General features: G+C 69.9%; 15 protein-coding genes and 1 riboswitch. Of the genes, 8 read left to right on the forward strand and 7 right to left on the reverse strand.

All coding sequences use genetic code 11. The features are described 5' to 3' along the window. Positions 1-37: 37 nt before the first annotated feature. Entirely contained in the window at positions 38-1,408 is a 1,371-nt protein-coding gene (locus SLW52_RS01410; RefSeq protein ID WP_026143419.1) for an alpha-amylase family protein, read from the reverse strand. 333 nt (positions 1,409-1,741) lie between these two features. Here SLW52_RS01410 and SLW52_RS01415 point away from each other — a divergent pair, with 333 nt between their 5' ends. The 4 genes from SLW52_RS01415 (at position 1,742) to SLW52_RS01430 (ending at position 7,282) form a co-directional block, all read left to right on the forward strand. Beyond that, positions 1,742-2,662 (forward strand): M14 family metallocarboxypeptidase, encoded by a 921-nt coding sequence (locus SLW52_RS01415; protein ID WP_320739592.1) that lies wholly within the window; start codon positions 1,742-1,744, stop codon positions 2,660-2,662. A gap of 246 nt (positions 2,663-2,908) precedes the next feature. Beyond that, positions 2,909-3,466, forward strand: a complete 558-nt coding sequence (locus tag SLW52_RS01420) for a DUF3228 family protein (protein WP_017912964.1) — start codon at positions 2,909-2,911, stop codon at positions 3,464-3,466. Positions 3,467-3,962: 496 nt separating this feature from the next. Beyond that, positions 3,963-6,503: a methyl-accepting chemotaxis protein gene (locus SLW52_RS01425; RefSeq protein ID WP_284698662.1), complete on the forward strand. Its 2,541-nt coding sequence runs from the start codon at positions 3,963-3,965 to the stop codon at positions 6,501-6,503. Between the two features lie 5 nt (positions 6,504-6,508). Continuing rightward, positions 6,509-7,282 (forward strand): TorF family putative porin, encoded by a 774-nt coding sequence (locus SLW52_RS01430; RefSeq protein ID WP_267094130.1) that lies wholly within the window; start codon positions 6,509-6,511, stop codon positions 7,280-7,282. A gap of 12 nt (positions 7,283-7,294) precedes the next feature. Here the strand turns inward: SLW52_RS01430 and SLW52_RS01435 are convergent, their stop codons facing one another. From SLW52_RS01435 to SLW52_RS01445, 3 genes are read right to left on the reverse strand one after another with little or no spacing between them, the layout of a single operon-like run. After that, positions 7,295-7,999, reverse strand: a complete 705-nt coding sequence (locus SLW52_RS01435; protein ID WP_267099988.1) for a sulfotransferase family protein — start codon at positions 7,997-7,999, stop codon at positions 7,295-7,297. After that, a complete protein-coding gene (locus SLW52_RS01440; RefSeq protein ID WP_320739591.1) occupies positions 7,996-8,910 on the reverse strand; it encodes a sulfotransferase domain-containing protein in 915 nt (304 codons plus the stop codon). The genes SLW52_RS01435 and SLW52_RS01440 overlap by 4 nt, the downstream gene beginning before the upstream one ends. Further along, positions 8,903-10,291: a cytochrome P450 gene (locus SLW52_RS01445; protein WP_320739590.1), complete on the reverse strand. Its 1,389-nt coding sequence runs from the start codon at positions 10,289-10,291 to the stop codon at positions 8,903-8,905. The genes SLW52_RS01440 and SLW52_RS01445 overlap by 8 nt, the downstream gene beginning before the upstream one ends. Positions 10,292-10,824: 533 nt before the next feature. Here SLW52_RS01445 and SLW52_RS01450 point away from each other — a divergent pair. Beyond that, positions 10,825-11,586 carry a class I SAM-dependent methyltransferase gene (locus SLW52_RS01450; RefSeq protein ID WP_267085448.1) on the forward strand — a complete coding sequence of 254 codons (762 nt, stop codon included), beginning with the start codon at positions 10,825-10,827 and terminating at the stop codon, positions 11,584-11,586. Between the two features lie 267 nt (positions 11,587-11,853). Here the strand turns inward: SLW52_RS01450 and SLW52_RS01455 are convergent, their stop codons facing one another. From SLW52_RS01455 to ahcY, 3 genes are all read right to left on the reverse strand, one after another. Then, complete coding sequence (locus tag SLW52_RS01455; protein WP_267085449.1) at positions 11,854-12,153, reverse strand: type II toxin-antitoxin system RelE/ParE family toxin; 300 nt, start codon at positions 12,151-12,153, stop codon at positions 11,854-11,856. A gap of 1 nt (position 12,154) precedes the next feature. Further along, positions 12,155-12,439: a ribbon-helix-helix protein, CopG family gene (locus SLW52_RS01460; protein ID WP_267093507.1), complete on the reverse strand. Its 285-nt coding sequence runs from the start codon at positions 12,437-12,439 to the stop codon at positions 12,155-12,157. 259 nt (positions 12,440-12,698) lie between these two features. Next, a complete protein-coding gene (gene ahcY, locus SLW52_RS01465) occupies positions 12,699-14,144 on the reverse strand; it encodes an adenosylhomocysteinase (RefSeq protein WP_152235560.1) in 1,446 nt (481 codons plus the stop codon). 33 nt (positions 14,145-14,177) lie between these two features. Then, positions 14,178-14,277, reverse strand: a riboswitch (S-adenosyl-L-homocysteine riboswitch). A 150-nt stretch (positions 14,278-14,427) separates the two neighbouring features. Here ahcY and SLW52_RS01470 point away from each other — a divergent pair. The 3 genes from SLW52_RS01470 (at position 14,428) to SLW52_RS01480 (ending at position 20,502) form a co-directional block, all read left to right on the forward strand. Then, the gene (locus SLW52_RS01470) at positions 14,428-16,968 is read left to right on the forward strand and encodes a prolyl oligopeptidase family serine peptidase (protein WP_320739587.1); all 2,541 of its coding nucleotides are present in this window, start codon (positions 14,428-14,430) and stop codon (positions 16,966-16,968) included. 160 nt (positions 16,969-17,128) lie between these two features. Continuing rightward, the gene (gene ppc, locus SLW52_RS01475) at positions 17,129-19,843 is read left to right on the forward strand and encodes a phosphoenolpyruvate carboxylase (RefSeq protein WP_267103863.1); all 2,715 of its coding nucleotides are present in this window, start codon (positions 17,129-17,131) and stop codon (positions 19,841-19,843) included. Positions 19,844-19,926: 83 nt separating this feature from the next. Continuing rightward, entirely contained in the window at positions 19,927-20,502 is a 576-nt protein-coding gene (locus SLW52_RS01480; protein ID WP_152235562.1) for a TetR/AcrR family transcriptional regulator, read from the forward strand. Positions 20,503-20,539 lie beyond the last annotated feature (37 nt).

Below are 20,539 nucleotides of genomic sequence, written 5' to 3' on the forward strand. Positions count from 1 at the left end.
CGGCGCGCCGGTGGGCGCGCCGCGTCCGCTCCCTGGCTCAGCGCTTCCACATCCGCGCCTGCCGCGGCGGCAGGCTGAAGGTGTAGCTGCCGCTGGAAATACGCACCACGCTGCCGGAACCCAGCGCATCGGTGTAGTCGACGTTCCAGCGCAATACGCTGCCGTTCATCGGTACCGCGGCGGTGACGGTATTGCCGCACTTGTTGATGCCGACGATGCCCAGGTCGCCGCGGCGGAACAGCAGGTAGCAGGCGCCGTGCGCCAGCACCTGCATGTCGCGGCCCTGTGCGGCGTTGTGGAACCCGACCATGCGCTTGAGGTCGTCGCGCTGGTAGGCGTTGACCCAGCGGTTGTCGCCGCTCTCGTTGTTGTCCGAGTACACCATCGGCACGCCGCCGTCGCGGCCGAGCAGGTAGGCGTAGGCCAGGGTCTCGTCGACCGGGTCCATGATCGCGTAGCGGAAGCCGGCGTTGTTGGGGATGTCGTGGGTGATGGCGAAAGTCACCGCGCGCGCACCGGGCAGCGCCTGGCCGTAGGCGCCCGGATCCACCAGCAGGTCCATGCTGCCGCCGTAGGCGAAGGCGTTGCGCACCGAGTTGAACAGCGGGAAGTCGTAGGCCGCGTGCGGGGTGGCCTGCAGGTACGGTGCCAAGAACTGGTCGTAGTCGGAGTTGCCGCTGCCGCCGCCGGTGATCACCTCGCCGAACACCAGCACGCCGGAGCGGACCTGCGCATCGAGCACCTTGTTCAGATGATCGAAGGTCATGTGCTTGGCCGCGTCGATGCGGAAACCGGTGACGCCCAGCGCCTTCAGCGCCAGCAGGTAGTTGCGCTGCTGCTGCACCACCCAGTCGTTGCCGACCAGATCCGGCAGGCCGGGATCGTTGCCGCCGCCGCAGATGCGGTAGGTGCGCACCTGGTAGGGGTCGTTGTAGTTGGTGATGCACTGCGCCGGGCCGAAATCGTTGGCGCTGAGGAAATTCTGCGAGAGGTCGCCGAACAACCGCAGCGACGCATAGCGCTGCGGATTGGCGGCGTACTGGCCCAGCACCGCGCTGCCCGGGTAGTTCAGGTCCGAGCGCGTGGCCGCTTCGTTGGCCATGTGGTTGAGCACCACGTCGGCATAGGTCTCCACGCCCACCGCCTTCAGCGCCTGCACCATGCTGGCGAAGGCGTCGGTGTCGCCGAGCGGGTTGTCGATCAGACGCATGTCCTGCGGCTGGTAGCGCGCCCACCAGGCGTCGCCCTGCGAGCGGTAGGCCGGCGCCACCAGCACCTTGCGGTAGCCGGCGGCGGCGATCTGCGCGGCACGCGCTTCCACGGTGGCATAGGGCCAGTTGAAGGCATGCAGGATGACGTCGGCCTGGGCGCTGGCGGTGGCCAGGAGCAGCAGCAGGCCGACCAGCAGGCTGCGCCAGCGGTGCAGGTGCAGCAGACGATTTGCAGCGGATGGGACGCGCATCGTTCGATCTCCTCGGTGCGTGGGCGCAGGCAGGACGCCTGCAGGACAGGGGCATGACCTCGCCGCGGGGCTGGCGTGCGGCCGGAGGATGCTAAGCGCGCATCGCGGCGCAACATGCGCGCGCTACATACGTATTCATGGCGACAGCGTACGAAAGCGGGATCGGCATCCGCTTCCGCTCGGGAGCGCCGTGCGGGCTGCATTCATGGCACATGTCGCATCGCGGCCCATGCGCTTTGCTACAGTCGCCGCCCTCACCTGTCGACGCGGAGCAGCACCATGACCAGCGCAGCCTTCTATCCGATCGGAACCCCCGGCGTGCCTTGGGGCGCGGCCGAGAAGGCGGCCTGGCTGGCGGGTCAGCCGCGCCGGCGCAGCTACCAGGACGAGGTGGTCGCTGCCATCGAAGGCCTGCGCGGGCAGTGGGAGGTGGTCGCGTACGGGGAACTGGCATACGCGCAGGAGCGTTATCCGCTGCTGGCCTTGCGCAGCCGCAACTGGGACCACGCCTTGCCGTGCATGCTGGTCACCGGCGGCGTGCATGGTTACGAGACCAGCGGCGTGCACGGCGCGCTGCAGTTCGCGCAGCAGCATGCCGGGGACTACGCCGGCCGCGCCAACGTGCTGGTGGCGCCGTGCGTGAGCCCGTGGGCGTACGGGCGCATCCACCGCTGGAACGCCGATGCGCTGGATCCCAACCGTTCGTTCCGCGCCGACAGCCCGGCGCAGGAATCGGCTGCGCTGCTGCGCCTGGTCGCGCCGTTGCGCGATCAAGTGCGCATGCACATCGACCTGCACGAGACCACCGACAGCGACGAGTCCGAATTCCGGCCGGCGCTGGCCGCGCGCGATGGCATCGCCTACGCGCCGGGCGGCATTCCCGACGGTTTCTACTTGGTCGGCGACAGCGAGAACCCGCAGCCCGCGTTCCAGCAGGCGGTGCTGTCCGCAGTCGCACAGGTCACCCATATCGCGCCGGCCGACGCCGCCGGCGAACTCATCGGCACGCCGCTGGCGGCGCCGGGGGTCATCAACTACCCGGTGAAGCGGCTGGGTCTGTGTGCAGGCATCACCGACGCGCGCTACACCACGACTACCGAGGTGTATCCGGACAGCGCCAGCGCCACGCCGCAGCAGTGCAACGCCGCGCAGGTGGTGGCGGTACGCTCGGCGATCGACTACGCCTTGGCACATCCGTAGTCGCCAGGTGGATGCACGATTTGCAGGACACCTGTCACGCAGCTGCGACGAGCGGCGCCTGCTGGGTACCCAACCTTGCACGGCGTCGGGACTGAAGTGCCTCCCACAGTGCACCCAGTCGAGGTATCGCAAGTTCCGCTAAGCGCTGTTCCGCATGGCCTTGCGCCACCGGCTGCGAAGGTGGCAGCGGTGGGCACCGACCCTGCCGCGCGCTACGCTTGTGGGCCCTCGTTTGCCATGTACCCCATGTCCATCGTCCTCACGCCGTTTGCCCGCACGCGTCTGTTCCCGCGCGATGGCCGCCGCAATGCGATCCAGGACTGCACGCCCGAGCAGTTCGAGCAGCACCTCAACGCGCACACGCCGCTGCAGGTGCTGGACGGCTACGCACCGTTCTGCAAGTTGCACGTGCACCGCAACTGGACCTCGACGCGCTGCCTGACCGTGCCGATCACCGACGCCAACCGGCGCCTGCTGCGTTCGGGCTACGAGGCGCGCAGCCGTGAAGAGCTGCCGGTCCTGGTGCGCTGGTTCGAAGGGGTCGAGCCGCCGGTGGCCGAGTACCTGCTGCCGATCCTCTACAGCCGCGAACAGCTCGCGCACGAGGGCGCGCCGATCGAGGCGGACTGGGGCGTGGTTGGTTGCCTGTATACCGCCGAGCCGCAGGAGATCCCGATGGCGCCGATCACCATGCTGCGCAATGCGCTGGGCGTGGAGGAGGGCGGCTCGGGCGTGCCGCTGGATCGCGACGCCTATCGGCGCAGCGTGGCGTTCTGGGAGCACAACGCCAACTGGCGGCCGTAAGCGCGGCCAGACACGGTCCGCGCGCAGTGACCTCGCCGGGCACGCATCGCGGTGCATGCGGCGCACGTTACCGCGCGCAGGCGTGATCGCTCCGGACGCGGTCACGCATTCGCGCAGCCGCCTTCACGCATCCCTGCACGTTGCCGTCGCCGGCCCGCCGTGCTGCATCCGTGCACGCGCGTGTGCACTGGCGCATAAGTGCTGAACAGAACTGCGCGCAGCCGCGCGTTCTCGCCGCGACGCCCTGTCCGTTCATCGGCATGACGCGCAATGACCATCAAGTTTGCGGACGGCGGGACGATAGCGAGAGGGTGGGTCGCCATGCAGCGGCGCCAGGACGCAATGTCCGGCCGCGCATCGTGGCCCGGTGGGGAAGGCGCCTCGGGCAGGTCATCGGCAGCGGACACGGCGCACTCGTGCCGCGCGCCGTGGCGGGCTGCCGCGTGGGGGCGTTCCCCGCGACCGTATTCCCTCCCCCCTTGCCAAGGAAGTCGTCATGTCCACTCCGTCGCCGCAGCGCCGTCGCGGCAGCGTCGCCAAACGCCTGATGCTAGGTACCGGCCTGCTCGCGCTGGCCTGCTTCGGCCTGACCGCAATGATCATCTACTGGCGCAGCAGCGATGCGCTGCTGTCGACCTCGCGCACCAGCATCGAGAACCTGGCGCAAGTGGAGGCGCAGCGGGTGTCGCGCGAAATCGGCGTGGCCTTCGACGCCAGCGACGCGCTGGCCAACAGCTTCCGCGTGCAGCACGCGGCCGGTCTGTCGCGCGCCACCGCCACCGCGGTGCTGCGCAGCCAGCTCGACGCGCATCCGCAGTGGCTGGGCATCAGCACCATGTGGGAGCCGGACGCGTTCGACGGCAACGACAAGGCCTTCGTCGGCACCGAGGGCCATGACGCCACCGGCCGCTACATGACCTGGTGGTCGCGGCAGAACGGCCAGCTGGTGCGCGAGGCGCTGCGCGACTACGAGAAGCCGGGCGACGGCGACTGGTACCTGCTGGCGCGCAACACGCACAAGCCGGTGGTGATCGAGCCCTACTACTACCCGGTGGCCGGCAAGGACACGCTGATGACCACGCTGGCCACGCCGATCCTGGAGAACGGGCGTTTCCTGGGCGTGGTCACCGTCGACTTCACCCTCGATACCCTGCAGCAGCGCATCGCCGCGCTGCGGCCGATGGGCGAGGGCCATGCCAGCCTGCTGTCGCCGTTGGGCATGGTGATGGCCAGCCGCGATCCGCAGCAGGTCGGCAAGACCCGCAGCGATGCCTGGTCCAAGGACATGCTGGCGCGCGTGGCCAAGGGCCAGGTGGTGTTCGACCACCGCCGCGCCGACGGCGAGGATGCGTTGAACGTGTTCGTGCCGCTGAAGATCGGCGATGCGCCGCAGACGTTCGCGCTGGGCGTCTCGGTGCCGTACGCGCTGGTCATGGCCAAGGCGCGTGCGCTGTTGTGGACCATCGCCGCGGTCGGCCTGCTCTCGGCGTTGTTGCTGAGCGGCGCGCTGTACCTGCTGCTGCGCCGGCAGGTGCTCGACCCGCTGGCCGAGGCCGTGCGCGTGTCTTCGGCGGTCGCCGCCGGGCGCCTGGACAGCCAGGTCCGGCATCGCCGCGACGACGAGCTGGGCCAGTTGCTGGATGCGATGGGCAGCATGCAGACGCAGTTGCAGGCGGTAATGCAGGCGCAGGCGGAGATGGCGCAGCGCCACGACGCCGGCGAGATGAGCTACCGGATGGACGCCGAGCGCTTCCCCGGCGAGTACGGCCGCATGGTCCATGGCACCAATGCACTGGTGGCCGCGCACGTGGACGTGCAGCGGCGCCTGGTCGAGGTCATGTCGCAGTACGCGATCGGCAACATGCAGGTGGACATGGAACCGCTGCCGGGCGAGAAGGCGGCGATCACCGAGGCGATGCGCACCACCAAGCGCAGCCTGCAGGCGATCAACCAGGCCATCACCGAACTGGCGCAGGCCGCGGCTTCCGGCGATTTCTCCCGGCGCGGCGACGCCGAGCGCTTCCAGTACGACTTCCGCGGCATGGTGGTCGGGCTGAACCGGCTGATGGAGTTGACCGAAGGCAACCTCTCGGCCTTGTCGGCGCTGTTGCGTGCCGTGGCCCAGGGCGACCTCACCGCGCGCATGCACGGCGAATTCCATGGCGTATTCGCGCAGATGCGCGACGATGCCAATGCCACGGTGGAACAGCTGACCGGCATCGTCGGCCGCATCCAGCAGGCCACCACCGCGATCAACTCCGCCGCCAGCGAGATCGCCGCCGGCAACGACGACCTGTCGCGTCGCACCGAGCAGCAGGCGGCCAATCTGGAAGAAACCGCGGCCTCGATGGAGGAGCTGACCTCGACGGTGAAGCAGAACGCCGAGCATGCGCACCAGGCCAACCGCCTGGCGCAGGACACCGCGGGCGTGGCCTCGCGTGGCGGCGCGGTGGTCGAGCAGGTGGTGGACACCATGTCCGGCATCGCCGAAGCATCGAAGAAGATGGCCGAGATCATCGGCGTGATCGACGGCATCGCCTTCCAGACCAACATCCTGGCGCTCAACGCCGCGGTGGAGGCGGCGCGCGCCGGCGAGCAGGGCCGCGGTTTCGCGGTGGTGGCCAGCGAGGTGCGCGCGCTGGCGCAGCGCTCGGCGACCGCGGCGCACGAGATCAAGGGCCTGATCGACGCCTCGGTCGGCAAGATCGACGATGGCACGGCGCTGGTCAACGGCGCTGGCGACACCATGCGCGAGGTCGTGGCCAGCGTGCGCCGGGTCACCGACATCATGAGCGAGATCGCCGCCGCCTCGCAGGAGCAGAGCGCCGGTATCGAACAGGTGAGCAAGACCATCGTGCAGATGGACGAAGCCACCCAACAGAACGCCGCGCTGGTCGAGGAGGCCACGGCGGCGGCGCGGGCGATGGAGGATCAGGCCGAGGAACTGCAGCGCGCGGTGGCGCTGTTCAAGCTCGCGGCACCTTCGTCGGGCGGCCTGGCCGCGGCGGGCCGGGCGCGGCTGGAGCTGGTGTCGTGAGCGCCATGCGCAGCGCAGCGCTGCTGCTGGCGCTGGGCGTCGCCGCACCGGCCTGGGCCGGGACCGCCAGCGCCAATCTGGCGGCGACCTCGAACTACGTCTCGCGCGGATTCGAGCAGAGCTGGGGGCGGCCGGTGCTGCAGGGCGGGCTGGACGTGGCCGCCGACAGCGGCTGGTTCGCAGGCACCTGGGCGTCGGGCGTGAGCCCGTACTTCATCGAAGGCGGGCACGTGGAGTGGGACGTGTATGCCGGCTACGCGGCCAGCCATGGCGACTGGGGCTGGCGCGCCGGCGTCTACCACTACGCCTACCCCGGCGCGCGCATGAGCGCCAGCGGCACGCGCTACGACTATGGCGAGGCCATCGTCGCCGGGCACTGGCGCACGCTGGAACTGTCCTACGCCAGCACCTGGACGCGCGACTACTTCGGCTACAACAGCGCCACGCTGGGCGTCGGCCAGGGCCGGCACTCGCGCGGCTCCGGTTATCTGGCGCTGGACGCCACGCTACCGCTGGCGCCGGACTGGCAGGCCAGCGTGCACGCCGGCCGCCAGCACGTGCGCAACTTCGCCGACTACGGCTGGACCGACGCGCGCGTGGGCCTGAGCCGCACCTGGCGCGGCACCGAGTTCGGCCTGAGCTACGCACGGGCCTGGAACAGCGCCGGCGTCTATCGCCGCTACACCACCGGCGTGGCGGATGGCGAGGGCCGGGTGCATGTCTCCAACCCGATCGACGGCGCCTGGTCGTTCTCGATCAAGCGCAACTTCTCGCTGTAGGCGGACGCGCGCTCAGCCGTCGGCGGGCGCTGCGAACGCCTCCACGGCGAGCCGGTCCAGGTAGGCGCGCAGGCGTTGCTCGCGTTGCGCCGGGTCGCTGGGCAGCGGGCGCGCTTGCGTGCCGCCGCCGCTGCGCGCATGCACGCGTGGATACGGCTGTGCCGGCACCGGCACGCCCAGGAAGGCGCACAGCGGCTCCCAGCCCGTCTGCGCGTCGGTGTCGAGCACCAGCAGGCGCTGCGCCGGCACGCTGGCGATGACCGCCTGGTTCCAGCGGCGGAAATAGTCGGTCATGAAGCCGCGATCGTCGATGCGCGTGGCGAAGTCGCGGCGCAGGAACTGGCTCAGCCGCTGGCCCTCGGCGCCGAACAGGGCCGGCACGCTGCCGTCGCTGGCGAAGATGGTGCAGCGCACCGACTCGAACCAGGCATCGGCATCGCGTACGGTCAGGATCACCTTGGCCTGCGGGTAGCGCGCGACCAGCTCGCGCCAGAAGCAGCAGCCGGGATAATCGACGGTGGCGGTGTAGCCGGCGAACAGCGTGTCCCAGTCCGCCTGCCCGTCGATCGCCGCGTCCCACAGCGGCAAGGCCTGGCGCAGGTGCGCGGCCAGTTCCATGGCGTGATAGCAGCGGCCCAGGCCCAGATGTTCCAGCGCCAGCTTCAGCGACAGGGTGCCGGTGCGGCCGAGGCCGGCGCCGATGACGCACAGGCTCATGCCGTCGCTCCGGCGCCCTGTGCCAGCCATTGCGCGGCCTCGCGGCCCAGCTCGGCCAGCGCGCGCGCCTCGTAGTCGGCGGCGACGGTCGCCGGCAACAGCGTACGCCAGCGGCCGCTGCGCCCCTGGTTGAAGAAGGCCTTGCCGCCTTCGCGCCACAGCCCGGCGCCCTGCGGCACGTAGCGCGCGGCGTGCTGGCGCATGTAGCCGAACTGGCAGTGCGCCAGGATGGTCTCCCGGTCCGTCTCGCGCACCGGGATCTCCAGGAACGCGGCGATGCGCCGCACTTGCCCTGGCAGATCCTGCAGCAGGTCGGCGTAGTGCACCAGCAGCACGTTCGGCTGCGCGCGCTGCTGCCACCAGCTGCGCACGCCTTCCCAGAACGGCCAGAACGGTGCGCCGTCGTGGGCCAGCCAATGCGCCACGTAGGCATCCATCGGCAGGCTCGGCGGCGGCACCACGCGCAGCTTGCCCGGTTCGGCCGCCCCGGCATCCAGCCGCGCCTGCGCATCCTGGCTGACCGCACACTGGTGGTCGTACAGGCTCAGCGCGATGTCGCGGCCGTCGCGGCCGATGTACAGGTATTTGGCGCGATCGCTGACCACCAGCGCATCGGCGGGCAGATGCGTCTTGATGAAGCGCCGGTGGGTCTGCGCCTGCAGCAGCGCGAGCTTGCTCGTGCGGTCCGGGTACACACCGTCCAGCCACGGCGAGATCGCCGACACGTCGACGTCCGCCGCGCCCTCGAACAGCAACTGCGCGACGATCTGCTGCAGCCAGGTGGTGCCGGCCTTGGCGTAGCTGGCGATGACGATGTCGCCGTCGCGAAACTCCAGTTCGTTCCAGGCGGCGGAATCGAAAAAGCGGTTGGAGTATTCCCGGGTCTTGGCGAAGGCAGTGGAATCAGCCATGCGGGGTTTCCGGTGTGCGGGGGAAGGGCGCCGTCGCGGGCGACTGGCGGGACAGGGTTGTCGTGCGCGGGCGCAAGGCGATGCGGACATCGAGTGGACGCAGCACCAGCGCCGGATACGGCCGTGGCCGTGCATCCGTCGCCAGGTGCAGGGTGCGCTCGCGCAACAGGCCGGCCACGACCACGGTCATCTGCACCAGCGCCAACTGGCTGCCGATGCAACTGCGCGGACCGCCGCCGAACGGAAAGTAGGTGTAGCGCGCCGGTGTCTGCGCCGGGTCCAGCCAGCGCGCCGGCAGGAAGCGGTCCGGCGCGGAGAAGTGACGCGGATCGCGCTGCACCACCCACTGGCTGACGATCAGCTGGGTACCGCGCGGCACCGCGAAGCCGCCCAGCGTGGTGTCGCGTTGCGCGATGCGCGCGGTCATCCACGCCGGCGGATACAGGCGCATGGCCTCCTTCACGCAGGCGCGCGTCAGCGGCAGGCGTTCGACGAGCGCATCGGCGCAGGGCGTGGTGGATGCGCCGTCTATACCGGGCAGGGCATCGGCTTCCTCCGCCACGGCCTGCGCGATCGATGGATGTTGCGCCAGCAGCAACAGCGTCCAGGTCAGGCCGGCCGCCATCGGCTCCAGCGCCGACATCAGCATCGCCGCCGCTTCGTCGCGGCACCAGTCGTCGTCGGCCTGCGGAGCGTCGCGTCGCAGCAGCTCCAGCACCGAGGCGTCTGCGCCATCAGAATGTGGCGACGTCAGGATCTGCGTCAGCGCGGTGTCCAGTGCGCCGCGTGCGGCACGCAGGCGGCGCTTGCCGGCACTCGGCCACCAGGCCGGCGCCGCGGACGGCGTACGCGTCTGCTGCAGGATCGCATCGACCATCGGCAGCATCCGCAGCAGCGCCGGCGCGTGCACCGCATCGCCGAGCAGGAAGCCGGCGCCCAGTTGCGCGCAGAGCGCGGTCATGGTCAGGCGCAGGTCGTGCACGTTGTCGATGTCGCCGCGCGATCGCAGCAGCGCCTGTGTGGCGGCGGCCGCCTTTGCGGCGTAGTCGCGCACCAGGCTGGCGCGGAACGCGGGCTGCAGCGCCTGGCGCTTGCGCCGCCAGGCCTCGCCCTCGCTGTTCATCACCGATGCCGGAAATGCAGCGCGCCGCGCACGCGGATCCGGATCGGATTTGGCGTAGAGGCTGCCGTCGTCGCCGAGCACCGTGGCGATCGCCGTTGGTGCTGCGAGCAGATAGGTGCGCTCGGCGATCCGCACCACGTCGCCATGCGTGCGTGCGCAGTGTTGCAGGAAGCCGAGGGGATCGGTGGCGAAAGCCTGCCGGTTGCCGAATGCCCAGTGCCCGCGCGGGCCTGGCGGGCGCGGATGCGGATCGGTCACGTGCAGATCCGCACGAATAGCCGTGTCGGCGGGTCACACCGCGACGCAGGAGGGGACATGGAGCCGATGGCGAACGGGCGTGCGGCCGTGCGAAGCGGAGAGCGCTGGGGAGAGGGGGCGGGTCGCCCCCTCTCGCACGGTCATGCCACGCGACGGTGGCGGGGGAGGTCAGTAGGTGTAGATGTAGCCGAGCTTGCGGCCACCGAGGCTCTGCACCCAACGCGACAGCGAATCAAAAAGGCGTTTCATGGCGATACTCCTGATTGAGCGGGGGATCTGTTGCGATTGTCGCGCCTGCCTCAGCGTGGCAGGCGCGGGAAAAAGCATCCTCGCTTGGATGCGGCGGCGCAAGCAAAAGACTGAAGCGCGGCCAACTGCAATGCGCATGTCATCTGCAGTTTTGTGGCGTGTGTCGCACGCGATTGCAGCGCATCGCCGCGCCTGCCATGCAGGGTGCCGCCCTGCATGTGTGGCCACTGCGTCGCCATCGCTGCGTGCTATGGTCGCGCCACTTCGGCAACGAGTGGCTGCGGATGCCCGTGACCCACGAGTACGATCGCCTGGCCGCGATCTACGACCGTTTCTACGATCGCTGGCCTGCCGCCGTCACCCAGCAGTGCGTCGGTGTCCTCGCCGAGCTGGCCGCGGGCCGTGCGGCGCTGGAACTGGGCATCGGCACTGGCCGCATTGGCTTGCCGCTCGCGCACTGCGATGTGCCGGTCACCGGTATCGACAATTCGCCTGCGATGCTCGAGGCCTTGCGTGCCAAGCCCGGCAGCGAACGCCTGCACCTGGTCTGCGCCGATTTCGCCGACATGCCGGTATGCGGCCCGTTCGGCCTGATCTACGCGGTGGCGGCATTCGGGTATCTGCTGACGCAGGCCGAGCAGCTGCGTTGCATGGTCAACGCGGCGCGCTGCCTGGCGCCCGACGGCCGCTTGCTGATCCAGAGCGCGGTGCCGGGTGCAGAGGTGTTCGAAAGCGGCGGCAAGGTCAGCCAGGTGCTGGACGTGCCGGACACCGACGGCGATGGCGCGGCAGTGATGCTGGTGTGCTCGCAGCCCGATCCGCTGCAGCAGCGCATCGACCAGCGCGTGGTGGTACTGGGCGAATCCGGTACGCGCATCTTCAGCGAGCGCCGCCGCTACGTGTGGCCATCGGAGCTGGACCTGATGGCGCAGATCGCCGGCCTGCGCCTGGAGGCGCGCTGGAGCGACTGGGCACGCACGCCGTATCACGCGCGCAGCCGGATTCAAATTTCGGTGTACGCGCCGGCCAGCGAGTGCACGGCCTGAAGATCGTGCCGTTGCAGGCGTTGGATGACGGCGTCCTATCTACAATTGCGGCATCGGTATCGGCAGGACCGTGTCGCCTTTGGGTTGGTGTCCATGCCGGCGGTACCCGCCGAAGGTCATTCAGTATCCAATCCGCCGACAGCGAGATGCCGCACTGGTTGCCGTCGGGGGCGAGGTGAGGATCAATCAGTTGGCGATGGCCCGAGGGCGATCCACGATGCCCCTGCCGGCATCCGTCGATGCGGTGGTGCGGACGTCGACTCGGTTTCATCCGCCGAGCGCATAGCCCGCCTCCCGCTGTGCGCGGATGGCCATCACGATCACCGTATCGGTCACATCCACATAGCGATACAACGCCACATACCCATGCGCACCGCGGCCCATCACCAGTTCGCGGTTGTCTCCATGGACCGGGCGGCCGATCAAGGGATTACCCGCCAGTACGTCGAACGCGCTGACGATCTCCTCGGTCCTCGCCTCGGCATGCTGGCTCTCGTGCTCGCGCAAATACGCAGCGATCCGCTCCAGATCCTCGATCACGCCGGGAGCGATGCGGACGCGCGTCACCTCAGTCTTCCAGCTTGCGCGCTACCGGCCGCTTTGCGGGCTTTCCTGCGGCCAGTGCCTTGAAATAGGCACGCGCTTGGTCCCAGGGAATGGTCTCACCCGTTTCCAGGAACTCGGCCCAGCGCTGATCGGCCTGGGCATGGAAGTCGACGCGCCGCTCGGCCAGCTCGGCCTTCTCGGCGATGGCTTCCAGGATGAAGTTGTGCGACGTGGTGCCGGCCGCTTCCGCGGCCTTGGCGACGCGGGCCTTGAGCGCGTCCGGCAGGCGGATGGTGGTAGTGCCCATGGAGAGTTCCAGGCGATTGGCTTGGAATCAATGTAGCACAGGTGTGTTACAGATGCCTGGCTGGGCAGGCGCGTCGGCCGACTGGCCGGAAAAGGCGGCTTGGAGCAGGGGTTGGCGCAAGGTGGCGACGTCTGCGGTTTTTCGCTCCGTACGAATTTCCAGCTCCCTTCCGCTCCACACGCTTGCTGCGCCGATCGCACAAAAAACGGGCGCCTCGCGGCGCCCGTTCCTGTCTGCCTGGCGATCTCCTGCCGATGGCTCAGTAGCGGTAGTGCTCCGGCTTGAACGGGCCATCGACCGGCACGCCGAGGTAGGCGGCCTGCGCGTCGGTGAGCTTGGTCAGCTTCACGCCGATCTTCTCCAGGTGCAGGCGCGCCACTTCCTCGTCCAGCTTCTTCGGCAGGCGGTACACCTGCTTCTCGTAGCTGTCCTTGTTCTGCCACAGGTCGATCTGCGCCAGGGTTTGGTTGGCGAAGCTGTTGGACATCACGAAGCTGGGGTGGCCGGTGGCGCAGCCCAGGTTGACCAGGCGGCCTTCGGCCAGCAGGAAGATCGCGTTGCCGTTGGGCAGCACGAACTTGTCCACCTGCGGCTTGATGTTGATCTTCTGCACGCCCGGCAGCTTGTACAGCGCCTCGACCTGGATCTCGTTGTCGAAGTGGCCGATGTTGCAGACGATGGCCTGGTCCTTCATCTGCGTCAGGTGCTCGATGCGGATGATGTCCTTGTTGCCGGTGGTGGTGACGTAGATGTCGGCCTGGCCGAGGGTGTCCTCGACGGTGTTGACCTCGAAGCCTTCCATCGCCGCCTGCAGCGCGCAGATCGGGTCGATCTCGGTGACGATGACGCGGGCGCCGTAGGCACGCAGGCTGTGCGCCGAGCCCTTGCCGACGTCGCCGTAGCCGCACACCACCGCGACCTTGCCGGCCAGCATCACGTCCATCGCACGCTTGAGGCCGTCGGCCAGCGACTCGCGGCAGCCGTACAGGTTGTCGAACTTGCTCTTGGTCACCGAGTCGTTGACGTTGATCGCCGGGATCAGCAGGGTGCCGGCTTCGGCCAGCTGGTACAGGCGGTGCACGCCGGTGGTGGTCTCTTCGGAGACGCCCTTCCAGTCCTTGACCACGCGGGTCCAGTAGCCCGGGCGCTCCACCGCCACGCGCTTGAGCAGGTTCTTGATCACCTGCTCCTCGTGCGAGGAGGACGGCTCGTCGACCCACTTGGCGCCGTTCTCCAGCTCATAGCCCTTGTGGATCAGCAGGGTCACGTCGCCGCCGTCGTCCACCACCAGTTCCGGGCCGGTCTGGGTACCGTCGGGCAGGGTGAAGGTCAGCGCGTCGAGGGTGCAGTCCCAGTATTCCTCCAGGGTCTCGCCCTTCCACGCGAACACGGGGGTGCCGGTGGCGGCGATCGCCGCGGCGGCGTGGTCCTGGGTGGAGAAGATGTTGCACGAGGCCCAGCGCACGTCGGCGCCGATGTCCTTCAGCGTCTCGATCAGCACCGCGGTCTGGATGGTCATGTGCAGCGAGCCGGTGACGCGCACGCCGGCCAGCGGCTTGGCGGTGGCGTACTGGCGGCGGATCGACATCAGGCCCGGCATCTCGTGCTCGGCGATGTCCAGTTCCTTGCGGCCCCAATCGGCCAGGGAAATGTCGGCGACCTTGTAGTCGCCCTCGGTGGAAAAGCTCTTGAGTGCAGCGTTCATCGATAAAGCTCCGGTCAATGGCGAGAAACTCGCGAAGTCCGGGCGCCGTTGTCGCTCAAGCCTCGCGCCGAGCCTGGCCGGGTCTGGAGACGGGGAATCCGCTCTCGCTCCGGTCGCAGCGCCCCTCGGCACAAGGGGTAACCGATTATAGCGGCTGCCGCGTGTGGCGCTTGAACACGGGTCAGGGCGTGCATGACACGCCAAGCCCAACCATCGACAGGGGGCGGGCGACGCTGGCCCTGCTACCGTCGGTAGTTCGATCGATGCGAAAGAGAGGGGAGAAATGAACCAGATCACAGTGCGTGGGCGCCGCCGTGTCGCCAGGCCGGTCTGCGGCCTGCTGTGCGCGGCCCTGGCCGCGGCCGGCAGCGCCGCCGCCAACGCGGCCCCGGCACCCGCGGCGGCGGCTGCCGCCGATCCTGCGGACAGCGGCTACCAACTGCCTTCGGCGCCACTGCAGGCCATCGTCGATGCGCCGCGACCGCCGCAGCTGTCGCTGAGCCCGCGGCGCGATCTGGCGGCGATGCTGCAGTTGCCTGCGCTGCCCGGCATCGCCCAGGTCGCGCAGCCGGAACTCAAGCTGGCCGGGCTGCGCATCCATCCGCGCACCCGCTCGCAGAGCCGCTTCGCCTTCGGCGACAAGCTGTGGCTGCTGCGCATCGCCGACGGCAGCGAGCTGCAGATCGAAGGCTTGCCGTCGCCGCTGTCGATCGCCGGCATGGCCTGGGCACCGGACCAGCGGCATCTGGCCTTCAACCAGGTCGACGGGCGCAGCGGCGCCAACGAACTGTGGGTGGTGGACATCGCCGCGCGGCGGGCGCGACGTGTCGCCGAGCGGCTCAACACGGTGTCCGGCGAGGGCTATGCGTGGATGCCCGACAGCCGCCAACTGCTGGTGTTGCTGCAGCCGCAGGCGCAGGGCGCGGCGCCACCCGCCGACGCGGTGCCGACCGGGCCGGCAGTGCAGCAGACCGCCGGTGGCGGGGCCACCGCCTTGCGCACCTACCAGGACCTGCTGAAGAACGAGGCCGACGCGCGCCAGTTCGACGATCAACTACGCGCGCAGCCGGCGCTGGTCGACGTCGACGGGCGGATGCAGCGCATCGCGTCTCCCGACCTGTATCTGTCGCTGGCGCCGTCGCCGGACGGCCGTTATCTGCTGGCGCAGCGCCTGCAGCGGCCGTTCTCCTACCTGGTGCCGGCCAGTGGCTTCCCGCGCACCATCGAGGTGCTGGACCGCGCCGGCAAGCCGGTGCACACAGTGGCGCAGCTGCCGCTGGTGGAAGGCCTGCCGACCGGCAACGATGCGGTGCGCACCGGCGTGCGCGACATCGACTGGCGCAGCGACGCGCCGGCCACCCTGGTCTGGGCCGAGGCCCAGGACGGCGGCGACCCCGCGCGCGAAGCGGCGGTGCGCGACGCGGTGCTGCTGCAGGCGGCGCCGTTCAAGACACCGCCGGTGACGCTGGCGCGCCTGCAGTCGCGCTTCGCCGGCATCGCCTGGGGCCGCGGCGACCTGGCGCTGATCGACGAGTTCTGGTGGAAGACGCGCCAGACCAGACAATGGCGTGTGGCCCCGGACCATCCCGCGCAGGCGCCGCAGCTGCTGGTAGAGCGTTCGCAGGAGGACCGCTACGCGGATCCGGGCACGCCGGTGACGGAGCGCGATGCGGCCGGCAACCCGCGCCTGTTGATCGCCGCCGACGGCCACAGCCTGTTCCTGCGCGGCGAAGGCGCCTCCCCGCAGGGCGATCGGCCGTTCCTGGATCGCTACGATCTGGACACGCGGAAAAGCACGCGCCTGTTCCAGTCGCAGGCGCCGTATTACGCGGTGCCGCAGGCCTTGCTCGACGCCAGTGGCCAGCGCCTGCTGATCACCCGCGAAACGCCGCGGGAGCCGCGCAATTTCTACCGGCTCGACGCTGCGAACGCGGAGCCGGTGGCGCTGACCCATTTCACCCATCCCACGCCGCAGTTGCGCGACGTGCACAAGGAGCAGATCCGCTATCGGCGCAAGGACGGGGTGGAGCTGACCGCGACCCTGCTGCTGCCGCCGGGCTACGACGCCAAGCGCGACGGCCCGCTGCCGATGCTGATGTGGGCCTACCCGGGCGAGTTCAAATCCGCCGACGCCGCCAGCCAGGTCACCGATTCGCCGTACCGCTTCAACGCGATCGGCTACTGGGGCCCGCAGGCGTTCCTGGCGCTGGGTTATGCGGTGCTCAACGATCCGTCGATGCCGATCGTCGGCGAGGGTGCGCGCGAACCCAACGACACCTACGTCGAGCAACTGGTCGCCGATGCGCAGGCGGCGGTGGACGAGGTGGTGCGGCGCGGCGTCGCCGATCGCAACCGCATCGCCATCGGCGGGCATTCCTACGGCGCTTTCATGACCGCCAACCTGCTCGCGCACACGCGCCTGTTCAAGGCCGGCATCGCCCGCAGCGGCGCCTACAACCGCTCGCTGACCCCGTTCGGCTTCCAGTCCGAGGAGCGCACCTACTGGCAGGCGCAGCCGGTGTACCAGGCGATGTCGCCGTTCAACTACGCCGACCGGATCAAGGATCCGCTGCTGTTGATCCACGGTGCCGAGGACAACAACTCCGGCACCTTCCCGATCCAGAGCGAGCGCATGTACGCGGCGATCAAGGGCAACGGTGGCACCGCGCGGCTGGTGATGCTGCCCAACGAGGCGCATGCCTACCGCGCGCGCGAGTCGGTGCTGCAGATGCTGGCCGAGAGCGAGCGCTGGCTGCGCACCTATCTGGGACCTGCGCCCACGCCGACGTCCATGCCGGCTGCGGCAGGCGCCACGCCGCGCTGAGCCGCGCCTGCGCCACGGCCGCACGTGCGTGCCGCCGTGGCGCAGGGCGCTGCTGTGCAGTGCAAATGGTTCGCTTTGAAACCGTCGCGCGGCCGACGGGAACGCGATCCCTTTTCGGTTAGGCTTGCGGCGCCCCCACTGCCGAGCCATGCGTTTCCCGATGAACGAGTCCCGCAGCAGCATCGTCTTCGCCACCCCCGACCTTCCCCTGCGCGACGACGTGCGCCGCCTCGGCGCCCTGGTGGGCGACCTGCTCGCCGAACAGGTCTCGGCGCAGTTCCTCGACGAGATCGAACGCATCCGCACCACCGCGATCGCGCGCCGCGAGCGCGCCGCGCCGCTGTCCTCGCTGAGCGAGCAACTCGCCGGCCGCGCACCGCGCGATGCCGAAGCGCTGGTGCGCGCCTTCAGCACCTATTTCCAGGTGGTCAACATCGCCGAGCGCGTGCACCGCATCCGCCGCCGCCGCGACTACCAGCGCAGCAGCGCCGACACGCCGCAGCCGGACGGCCTGCTCGACGCCTTGCGCCGGCTCAAGGCGCAGGGCGTCGGCATCGACGAACTGCGCGACTGGCTGCCGCGCATCGACGTCGAGCCGGTGTTCACCGCGCACCCGACCGAGGCGGTGCGGCGTGCGCTGCTGGAGAAGGAACAGTTGATGGTGGCCAGCCTGGTCGACAACCTCGACGGCCTGCGCACCCCGGGCGAGCGCGCCACCGACGCGGCGCGCTTCCGCATGGCGCTGACCGCCTCGTGGCAGACCGCCGATTCCTCGCCGGTGCGTCCCACCGTGGAGGACGAGCGCGAGCATGTCGGTTTCTACCTGACCCAGGTGCTGTACCGGGTGATCCCGGTGATGTACGAGACCCTGGAGCACGCCATCGAGCAGACCTACGGGCAGGCGCTGAGCCTGCCGCGGCTGCTGCGCTTCGGCACCTGGGTCGGCGGCGACATGGACGGCAATCCCAACGTCGATGCCGCCACCATCACCGCCACCCTCGACGCGCAGCGGCGTGCGGTGCTGGAGCGCTATCTGAAGGAACTGTGGCAGCTCGCCAGCCTGCTCAGCCAATCGACCACCCTGGTCGCGGTCAGCGCGCCGCTGCTGGAGCAACTGGAGCGTTACCGGCAACTGCTGCCGGAAGCCGCGGCGCGCTCGCGCCCGCGCCATGGCGACATGCCGTACCGCCTGCTCAACGATCTGATGCGCGCGCGCCTGCAGGCGACCCTGGACGATGCGCCCGGTGCCTATGCCGCGCCGGCCGAACTGGAAAGCGATCTGCAGTTGATCCTGGACAGCCTGCAGGCCAACAAGGGCCTGCACGCCGGCTGGTTCGCGGTGCGGCGCCTGCTGTGGCGGGTGCGCAGCTTCGGCTTTCACCTGGCGCGGCTGGACGTGCGCCAGGAGTCCAGCGTGCATGCACGCGCGGTCGCCGCCGCGCTGGACACGCAGGACTGGGACGCGCGCGCGGTGGAAGCGCGCGCAGGCCTGCTCGGCCCCTACGCCAGCGGCGAACAGGCGCTGCCGGCGGCCGACGACGAAAGCAATGCGCGGCTGGACGCGGTGTTCGCCGCGCTCGCCGATGCGCGCGCTCGGCACGGCGCCGATGCGCTGGGCAGCTACATCATCTCGATGGCGCACGACCGCGCCGACGTGCTGACCGTGCTGGCGCTGGCGCGCCGCGGCGGCCTGGTCGATGCCGACGGCGCGGTGCCGCTGGACATCGTGCCGTTGTTCGAGACCGTGGACGACCTGCGCGGCGGCACCGCGACCCTGCGCGACCTGCTGGCCGATCCGGTCTACCGCCGCCACCTGGCCGCGCGCGACGACGTGCAGATGGTGATGCTCGGCTATTCCGACAGCGGCAAGGACGGCGGCATCGCCGCCTCGCGCTGGGGCCTGCAGCGCGCGCAGGTGGAGCTGCTGGAGGCGGCGGCCGAACTGGGCATCCGCCTGACCTTCTTCCACGGCCGCGGCGGCTCGATCGTGCGCGGCGGCGGCAAGACCACGCGCGCGCTGGAGGCGGCGCCGCGCGGCAGCGTCGACGGGCGCCTGCGCGTGACCGAGCAGGGCGAGGTGATCCACCGCAAGTACGGCATCCGCGCGCTTGCGCTGCGTTCGCTCGAACAGATGACCGGCGCGGTGCTGCTGTCGAGCCTGCGCCCGCGTGCGGCCGATGCGCGCGAGGCCGGCTGGCGGCCGGTGATGGACCTGGTCGCCGAGCACAGCAGCCAGGCGTACCGCGGCTTCGTCGGCGATGCCGAGTTCATGCGCTATTTCCGCCTGGCCACGCCGATCGACGTGATCGAGCGCATGACCCTGGGCTCGCGGCCGTCGCGGCGGCTCGGCCAGGATGCGGCGCTGTCCAACCTGCGGGCGATTCCCTGGGTATTCGCCTGGAGCCAGGCGCGCGCGGTGATCCCGGGCTGGTACGGCGTGGGCAGCGGCCTGCAGGCGGCGGTGGATGCCGGACACGAGGACGCGCTGCGCGCGATGGCCGCGGACTGGCCGTTCTTCCGCACCTTCCTCGACGACATCGCCATGGTCCTGTCCAAGGGCGACCTCAACATCGCCGAGATGTTCTCGCGCCTGTCCGGGCCGCTGCACGAGCGCTTCTTCCCGCGCATCCGCGACGAACTGGCGCTGACCAAGGGCTGGGTGAAGGCGCTGACCGGGCAGTCGTCGCTGCTGCAGCACGATCCGCGCCTGGCCTTGTCGATCCGCCTGCGCAATCCGTACATCGACCCCATCAGCGTGCTGCAGGTGGACCTGCTGCAGCGCTGGCGCGCTACCGACGGCGAAGACGAGGACCTGCTGCGGGCGCTGGTGGCCTGCGTCAACGGCGTCGCCCAGGGCGTGCAGAACACCGGCTGAGCCCGGTGCTTCCAGGGCGCCGCCGGTGGATACCGGCGGCGGCCGGCCGTGATCCGCTTGCAAGCGGACAAAATTGTCCGATAATGCCGCGCATGGAGATGCGAGCCGATACCGCCCACCGCCGCCGCCTTTTGCTGGACGCCGCCGACGAGGTGTTCTGCGAGCACGGCGTGCTGGCGCCGCTGGAACTGGTGGTGGAGCGCGCCGGCCTCGGCCGCGCCACCCTGTACCGCCATTTCGCCGACCGCACCGAGTTGATGGCGGCGCTGCTGGAACGCGGCCTGGACGGCCTGGAGGGCTGCGCGCGCGAGATCGGCACGCGGCCGGACGGGCTGTTCCTGCTGATGTACGACGTCGCCGAACACATCGCGATGTCGGCGCCGCTGGCCGACTACTGGCGGTCGATGCCGCGCGAGCATCCGACGATCGCCGCGGCGCATACGCGGGCGATGGCGATCCTGCTGCCGTACCTGCAGCGCGCCATCGCCGCCGGCCTGTGCCGCGCGGACCTGGGCGAGCAGGACCTGGCCCTGGCGATGGACATGCTCGGCGCCTGCCAGCGCGGCAGCGACGAGGCCGAACGCAAGGCGCTGGCGCAGCGTTGTTGCCGCCTGCTGTGCCACGCCCTGGCCACGCCCGCGGCGGCGGCCGAGTTGTGAGCGCCGACGGCGCCGCGCGTCGACGCGCCTGGCCATG

The organism is Xanthomonas sp. LF02-5, assembly GCF_034105325.1.
GTDB lineage: Bacteria > Pseudomonadota > Gammaproteobacteria > Xanthomonadales > Xanthomonadaceae > Xanthomonas_A > Xanthomonas_A sontii.